7 protein-coding genes are annotated in these 7745 nt (G+C 32.0%); all 7 read left to right on the forward strand.

Features of this window, described 5'->3' with window-relative positions:
• Window positions 1–8: 8 nt before the first annotated feature.
• The 7 genes from walK (at window position 9) to LQ693_RS01485 (ending at window position 7682) form a co-directional block, all read left to right on the forward strand.
• Window positions 9–1850: a cell wall metabolism sensor histidine kinase WalK gene (gene walK / locus LQ693_RS01455; RefSeq protein ID WP_048542839.1), complete on the forward strand. Its 1842-nt coding sequence runs from the start codon at window positions 9–11 to the stop codon at window positions 1848–1850.
• A complete protein-coding gene (locus LQ693_RS01460) occupies window positions 1843–3165 on the forward strand; it encodes a YycH family regulatory protein (protein ID WP_107618188.1) in 1323 nt (440 codons plus the stop codon). The genes walK and LQ693_RS01460 overlap by 8 nt, the downstream gene beginning before the upstream one ends.
• Complete coding sequence (locus tag LQ693_RS01465) at window positions 3165–3956, forward strand: two-component system regulatory protein YycI (protein ID WP_107618189.1); 792 nt, start codon at window positions 3165–3167, stop codon at window positions 3954–3956. The genes LQ693_RS01460 and LQ693_RS01465 overlap by 1 nt, the downstream gene beginning before the upstream one ends.
• Before the next feature lie 40 nt (window positions 3957–3996).
• Window positions 3997–4779, forward strand: coding sequence for an MBL fold metallo-hydrolase (locus LQ693_RS01470; protein WP_103360507.1), 783 nt, complete (start codon window positions 3997–3999; stop codon window positions 4777–4779).
• A 293-nt stretch (window positions 4780–5072) separates the two neighbouring features.
• On the forward strand, window positions 5073–5552 hold the full coding sequence (gene rlmH / locus LQ693_RS01475) for a 23S rRNA (pseudouridine(1915)-N(3))-methyltransferase RlmH (protein WP_025906271.1): 480 nt from the start codon (window positions 5073–5075) through the stop codon (window positions 5550–5552).
• Between the two features lie 219 nt (window positions 5553–5771).
• Window positions 5772–7028 carry an MrcB family domain-containing protein gene (locus LQ693_RS01480; RefSeq protein WP_000566670.1) on the forward strand — a complete coding sequence of 419 codons (1257 nt, stop codon included), beginning with the start codon at window positions 5772–5774 and terminating at the stop codon, window positions 7026–7028.
• A 414-nt stretch (window positions 7029–7442) separates the two neighbouring features.
• A complete protein-coding gene (locus tag LQ693_RS01485; protein WP_001282728.1) occupies window positions 7443–7682 on the forward strand; it encodes a hypothetical protein in 240 nt (79 codons plus the stop codon).
• Window positions 7683–7745 lie beyond the last annotated feature (63 nt).

A 7745-nucleotide genomic window follows, 5' to 3' on the forward strand; every position in this document is an offset into this window, starting at 1 on the left:
CTGATATTATGAATTGGTTAAAGAAGTTTCAGTCCTTACACATTAAACTTGTCGTTATTTATGTTTTATTAATCATTATTGGTATGCAAATCATTGGATTATATTTTACAAATAGTCTTGAGAAAGAACTGACACGTAACTTCAAGACAAATATTGAACAGCACGTGAAACAGATTAATTACAACATAAAGAAAACGTACAACTCAGAAGATCCAAATCGGAACTTCCAAAAAGAAATACAAAGTATATTAGATGATTATGCCAATAGAACTGAAATTGATGAGATTAAGTTTATTGATCAAGATCAAATTATTGTGGCGACATCTAAAGCTACTAATCAAAATACCGTCAATCAAAAAGTAAACGATAGCTCTGTTCAAAAGGCGTTATCATTAGGAAAAGCTAATGATAAAATCGTATTAAAAAATGATTCATCGGATAGTAATAGAGTATGGATCAAAAATAAACCTGTCGAATACGAAGGTGAAGTTGTCGGAGATATATATGTTGAGTCAGATATTGATTCTGTTTACGAACAGTTAAACAACATTAATCAAATCTTCATCATCGGTACAGCAATCTCATTATTGATCACAATCGTGCTCGGTTTCTTTATTGCGAGAACCATTACGAAACCTATATCAGACATGCGTAACCAAACGTTAGAAATGTCTAAAGGTAACTATACTCAGCGCGTTAAGATATACGGAAATGACGAAATCGGTGAACTTGCGCTGTCATTTAACAACTTATCTAAACGTGTACAAGAAGCACAAGCGAATACTGAAAGTGAAAAGCGTCGTCTAGACTCGGTTATCACGCATATGAGCGATGGTGTCCTTGCCACTGATAGACGCGGTCGCGTACGTATTATTAATGAAATGGCGCTTAAAATGTTAGGTCTAGAACGTGCCGATGTAGAAGCGAAACATATACTAGATATTCTAAATATTGATGATGATTATTCATTAGATGACTTACAGGAGAATAATGATAGTTTCATTATTGATATTAATAGTGAAGAAGGCATTATCGCACGTGTTAACTTCAGTACAATTATCCAAGATACTGGCTTTATTAATGGTTATATTGCCGTATTACATGACGTTACAGAGCAGCACATTTTAGAAAATGAACGTCGCGAATTCGTTGCGAATGTTTCACATGAATTGCGTACGCCATTAACATCTATGAGAAGTTATATAGAAGCATTAGAAGAAGGTGCTTGGCGTGATCCTGAAGTTGCACCGACATTCTTAAATGTTACACGTGAAGAAACAGACCGTATGATTCGTCTTGTTAATGACTTATTACAACTTTCTAAAATGGACAGTTCCAGTGATCAAATGAACTCTGAATTGATTGATTTTAACATGTTTATTAACAAAATCATTAACAGACATGAAATGACACAAGGTAAGAACGTGACATTTATTAGAGACATACCTGTTAAAGGTTTATTCGTTGAAATTGATCCAGATAAGATGACACAAGTGTTTGATAACGTTATTACAAATGCGATTAAATACTCACAAGAATCTCATAAACGTGTAGAGTTTCATGTGAAACAAAATACTTTATATAACCGAATGACAATACAAATTAAAGATAATGGTATTGGTATCCCGGTGAATAAAGTAGATAAAATATTTGATCGTTTCTACAGAGTAGATAAAGCGAGAGCACGTAAAATGGGTGGTACAGGTTTAGGTTTAGCCATCACTAAAGAAATCGTAGAAGCACATAAAGGTAGAATATGGGCGAGCAGTAAAGAAGGTCAAGGTACATCCATTTATATAACATTGCCATGTGAAGTCATGGAAGATGAGTTTGGTGATTGGGATGCGTAATAGAGAACTGATTAAATCTGCTATCCTCATAATCCTTGTACTTATCAGTGTGTTTATGACATACCGTGTATGGACATTTACACCTGAACTGACAGATTTAGAAACAGATGTGAATACAGAAACACCTTCTATTGGACCTAAAATTAGTAAGCCTATTGATAGTGTGATTATGCCGTTTAGAATGATTAATCGAAATGGCACGGACGTAAAAGGGACTTCTAACGTGAAAGATATCAAGAAGATTACTGACCAATTGTTAAGTAAAGAAGTGAAGAAAGTCGATATTCTAAGCAGTGAGTCAGTTGTTCAACTTGAAGATTTATCTGAAAGATATACGATTTTAGACTTCCCTGATAGCATCCCGAGTGAAATGTACTTAAACCAAGTATTAGGCATGAATATGGACTATTATCCTAATATTAATTTTGACCGAATACTTGTAGATACGAAATCAACGAAAGAAGCTGTTGTGTATCTTTTAAGTGAGAATAAACAAAAGGTTGTTAAACTACAGACAAATATTAAAAGCACGCAATTTGATAAGGTAAATAAAGAAGCAGCACCAGATTTGAAACCTTATATAGGCATGATTACAAATGAAATGACTACGAATGAAATTTACCAAATTTATGCACCAGAGAATGCAGATAATATGAATATTTACCGTTACGTTTCTAACAAAATATCTGTATCTGAATTAAATGATGTTATTCTTGGGGATTCGGTGATTGCGCGTAGTAATGAACATAACGTTTCAACTTATAACAACAATACGGGGATTTCTACCGTGAACGAAGCGAAACAAACATATCGTTATACGAATTTATCAGAAGATGAAAATCGTCAAAAAGATATGACAAAATCAATTACAAATTCATTTAAATTTATTAATGAACATGCAGGTTATACAGATGAATTCCGTCTATTTGGTACAGATCAAAAATCTGGTAAAATAGACTATCAAATGTTCTTAAATAATTACCCAGTGTTTAATGATGATAAGTTATCTTCAATAGAAGCGGTGTGGGGTAGAGATACGATTAATGAATACAATCGCGGTCTTATTACAACAGGAGTGGCCGTACCGTCTAAAAAAGAAGCGGATGAATTGCCTTCATCAGAAGAAGTCAGATTTAGTCTAGCATCAAATGGTTCGATTGATTTTAACAAAGTTACGAATATAGCAATTGGCTATGATTTATCATTACCAAAAGACGAAATTAATAACTTACAAGACACGATTGAATTTATACCGAAATGGTATGTGAAATATGACGGTGAATGGAAACGGTACGAGAATGGAGGGCTTTCTTAATGGATTGGAAACATGCTAAGTCACTCTTCATCATTGTGTTTATTCTCATTAATATAGGATTGGTCGTTGTCTACTTTAATAAAGTAAATAACTCTATCGTTCAAGAATCAAACGCACAATCAGATGTTAATTTTGCTAAAGAAGGCATAGACGTCCCGCAGTTACCAGAATATCGAGATAAGAAGATGCAAGCCATAACAGGTAGTAGTAAATCATTCGATTCAGATGAGCTTGAAGGTGTTTATTCATTAAGTGAAAAAGACACGAAAATCAATAAAGACGTCAATGCAGATTTAGATAAAGATAGTAAACAATCATCATTAAAGAGCTTTATTAACAAAGATGCTTTTAAAGGTAAAGATTACGAATATAAAAAGAACAACACAGATAAAAACAAAGTCGTCTATGAACAAAACTATGAAGATTTACCAATACTCAACAACAACAAAGGACAAATCGTCATAGATATGGATAATGGTAAAGCTAAGTCATATACACAAACGTATTTAGACAAACTTAAACCAGGTAATGGCGACAACAACAATAAACGTACAATAGCAGATGCTAAGACAGCTTTAGAGACATTGTATTACAACACGTACCTTAAAAAAGATGATAAAGTAGAGTCTGTAAGGTTAGGCTACTACAGTGTCGTTAAAGAAATAGGCGGACAAGTACTTGTACCGTCATGGGAAGTCAAAATTAAAACCGAAAAAGACGGTAAAACAGATACGAAGACATTGTATATCGATGCCATTAAACCAGAATCTACCGTCTTAGAAGAATCGTAAGAGAAGCAGTAATTAAAGGAGATGAACACTTGTGATCGCAATGAGCGTACTCGCAAGTGGCAGTACAGGAAATGCCACTTATATAGAATCAGATAAAGGAAGCCTACTTGTCGATGCTGGCTTAACAGGAAAGAAAATAGAAGGTCTCTTTCAACAAATTGACCGTAACATCAGCGACCTAGAAGGTATCTTAGTAACCCACGAACATATCGATCACATAAAGGGGTTAGGTGTACTCGCAAGAAAGTATAAACTTCCTATCTATGCGAACAAAAAGACATGGCAAATGATAGAAGCTAAAGATAAAAACATACCACTAGATCAAAAGTTCCATTTTGAACCATATGAAACTAAGACTTTAGCAGGTATGGATATCGAATCATTTAGCGTGTCACATGACGCAATAGACCCACAGTTCTATATCTTTAATCACGACTATAAAAAGTTAACGATGATTACAGATACAGGCTACGTGTCAGACCGCATGAAAGGTATGATACACGGAAGTGATGCATTTGTATTCGAAAGTAATCATGATGTGGATATGTTAAGAATGGGCAAATATCCATGGAAGACGAAACAACGTATATTAAGCGACATGGGTCACGTATCTAACGAAGATGCAGCACATGCAATGTGTGATGTTATAACAGGAAGTACGAAGCGTATCTATCTGTCACACTTAAGCCAAGACAACAACATGAAAGATTTAGCAAGAATGAGCGTTGGACAAGTATTAAACAAACATGATATTGATACAAATAAAGAAGTCATTTTATGTGATACAGATAAAGAAAAAGCAACACCAATATACTACATTTAAAAAAGATATCCCCAATTATTGAGTTGGGGATATCTTTTTAGTTTGTGCACATATATACCCACAGTTATACACAAATGTCCACGAACTGTGAATAATATAGGTAGTTATCCACTGTTTTATCCACAATGTATATAAATCCGTGGATAAATCATAATAAAATGTATAAAAATAAACGACTTAATATTTAGAAAACGTACAAAAAATTAAAATTGTTGATATAATAATAAAGAAAACTGTGTATAAGTTAATAACATGTGGATAACTTTTAACAAGATGAATAAAGGTGGATAAAAATGAAGATAACAATCATAACGGTAGGTAAACTAAAAGAGAAATACTGGAAACAAGCCGTAGATGAATATAATAAACGTTTAGGTGCATATACAAAGACAGAACTCATTGAAGTAGCAGATGAAAAAGCACCCGATAATATGAGCGATAAAGATATAGAGATAGTGAAGGAAAAAGAAGCGGACAGAATCATGTCTAAAATCAAACAAGACAGTTACGTTATTACCTTGGAAATACAAGGCAAAATGTTAACAAGCGAAGGCCTCAGTAAAGAAATCGATAACCTCATGACAAGAGGCAATTCACACATCACATTTATCATCGGCGGATCAAACGGCCTGCATCAAAAAGTATTACAACGCAGCAACTACGCCCTATCATTCAGCAAAATGACCTTCCCACACCAAATGATGAAAGTCATCCTGATGGAACAAGTGTATCGTGCATTCAAAATCATGCGTGGGGAAGCTTATCATAAGTAATGAGGTTCATGATTTTTGACATAGTTAGCCTCCGCAGTCTTTCATTTCAAGTAAATAATAGCGAAATATTCTTTATACTGAATACTTATAGTGAAGCAAAGTTCTAGCTTTGAGAAAATTCTTTCTGCAACTAAATATAGTAAATTACGGTAAAATATAAATAAGTACATATTGAAGAAAATGAGACATAATATATTTTATAATAGGAGGGAATTTCAAATGATAGACAACTTTATGCAGGTCCTTAAATTAATTAAAGAGAAACGTACCAATAATGTAGTTAAAAAATCTGATTGGGATAAAGGTGATCTATATAAAACTTTAGTCCATGATAAGTTACCCAAGCAGTTAAAAGTGCATATAAAAGAAGATAAATATTCAGTTGTAGGGAAGGTTGCTACTGGGAACTATAGTAAAGTTCCTTGGATTTCAATATATGATGAGAATATAACAAAAGAAACAAAGGATGGATATTATTTGGTATATCTTTTTCATCCGGAAGGAGAAGGCATATACTTATCTTTGAATCAAGGATGGTCAAAGATAAGTGATATGTTTCCGCGGGATAAAAATGCTGCAAAACAAAGAGCATTAACTTTATCTTCCGAACTCAATAAATATATTACATCAAATGAATTTAATACTGGAAGATTTTATTACGCAGAAAATAAAGATTCATCTTATGATTTAAAAAATGATTATCCATCAGGATATTCTCATGGATCAATAAGATTCAAATATTATGATTTGAATGAAGGATTCACAGAAGAAGATATGCTAGAGGATTTAAAGAAATTTTTAGAACTATTTAATGAATTAGCTTCAAAAGTTACAAAAACATCCTATGATAGCTTGGTCAATAGCATAGACGAAATACAGGAAGACAGCGAAATTGAAGAAATTAGAACAGCACAAAAAGATAAGACACTCAAGGAAGTGGAAGCACCTAAAGGAATAATTCCAAAATATAAAAAAGGTGTATCAAAGACTACTAAAAATGATTCAGAAATTGAAAAATCAAATAAAGAGAATAAATTAACCGGTAAAGTTGGAGAAAAATTAGCGCTAAATTACTTTAATGAGCTAATTGATAATAAAATAGACGAAGATAAGAAAGAACAGTTTAGGAATATTTTAAATGATAATCCAGGCTCTCAACACGGTCATGGCTATGATTTAGTAGCTTTTGATCCAACAAATACAGATAAAGCTGTAGAAAAATTTATTGAAATTAAAACATCTACATCTTCTAGTATTGAGGAACCATTTTTTATGTCGCTAAATGAAATGTTTGCTATGAAAGAATATAAGCAGAAATATTTAATATTAAGAATATTTAATGTTTCCGGTAAAGAACCACAATTTTATTTTATAGATCCATATGCAAATTATTCTGAATTTAAAGATGTAGATGATCTCATTGACAAAGTATTTAATGTAGAAGCTATTCAGTATAAAGTTTTTGGCGAAAAATGATTACTTGAACAAGAGCTAAAATAAAATTGTGATCTAATAAAAATAGAAACTGTAATTTAAATAAAACTTTCTAAATAAGCTAACTGATAAAAAATCAGTTTGTCCACAGTCTGAAACAAGATTCCTATATTCTTTAGGAATCTTGTTTTTTCTATTTTTATGGTGATAAAGAGCAGATAAGATAATGTGTAATAATCACAAAAAAGTTAAATATTTTAAGGCTTGTTTAATTATTAATGATTTTATATATAAAGAGCAGTATAATAAAGTTGTTAATATATTATGAATAATATTCAAGTAATTTTATTGTTTTTTAATTTGTCGATATTTAAGTTGAGTTAAATTTAAAGGGTGTAATTTGTTTTACAATGATGAAGATAATTAGTCTATCAAAATAAAGGGGTTGGGACTGTTATGAGTGATAATTTGTCATTATTCATTGACTATATCAATGATAATATAATCTATGGTAGTGAAATCAAACGGGAGAAATTAGAGAATTTATTTAATCAATTTGCTATAAAAAATGTTGAAAAGAACATTGTCTATGATGAACTGAAATCTTTAGATATTACAATCATTGAGTCACAGGATTCATATAAAAATAAATTGAAGAGATTATTTTCGGTTCTGTTGCAAAGTAAAAAAATATAGCTAACCACTAATTTATCATGTCAGTGTTCGCTTAACTTGCTAGCATGATGCTAATTTCGTGGC

Origin of the sequence: Mammaliicoccus sp. B-M6 (assembly GCF_022386965.1) — a bacterium.
Lineage (GTDB): Bacteria > Bacillota > Bacilli > Staphylococcales > Staphylococcaceae > Mammaliicoccus > Mammaliicoccus sciuri_A.